The following is a 466-nucleotide window of genomic DNA, read 5'->3' as shown; positions in this document are numbered from 1 at the left end:
GCCATGCTCACGAAGCGCGACTTGAGCTCGCCCAACTCGCGCTCGGCGGCCAGGGCCTGGGCCAGTTCGGCCTGGCGCTGCTCCAGCTGCTCCATGGTCGTGAGCAGGGCGTGGGTGCGGTCGGCCACTTTCTGCTCCAGCTCGGCATTGAGGCGGGCAACCTGCTGGTGCTGGGCAATGAGCTCCTGCTCGGCCGCTTGCTTGAGGCTGGTGTCGAGGATGTAGGCCACCACGTAGAGCTCCTCGTCGAGGTAGAAGTAGCTCAGGCTCACTTCGACCGGAAACACGGAGCCGTCGTGGCGCTGGCCCCGCAACACCCGGTGGGCGCCCATGCTGCGCATCTGCGGGTGGTGGTTGAAGGATTCGCGCAGCTGCTCGTGGTGGCGGCCGGTGGCGTCGGGCACCAGCACCTCCACCGCCTGGCCCAGCAGCGCGGCCGGCGCGTAGCCGAATAGCTGCCCCGCCA

1 protein-coding gene is annotated in these 466 nt (G+C 68.9%); it reads right to left on the bottom strand.

The annotated features are described in order from the left end of the window. Window positions 1-466 (bottom strand): PAS domain S-box protein (locus CDA63_RS20200; RefSeq protein WP_126547001.1); only part of this gene is annotated, 466 nt, incomplete at both ends.

It is taken from the genome of Hymenobacter amundsenii (assembly GCF_002204745.1).
GTDB lineage: Bacteria > Bacteroidota > Bacteroidia > Cytophagales > Hymenobacteraceae > Hymenobacter > Hymenobacter amundsenii.
Note: the sequence above shows the minus strand (reverse complement) of the source record. Positions and strands in the feature narration are given on the sequence as shown.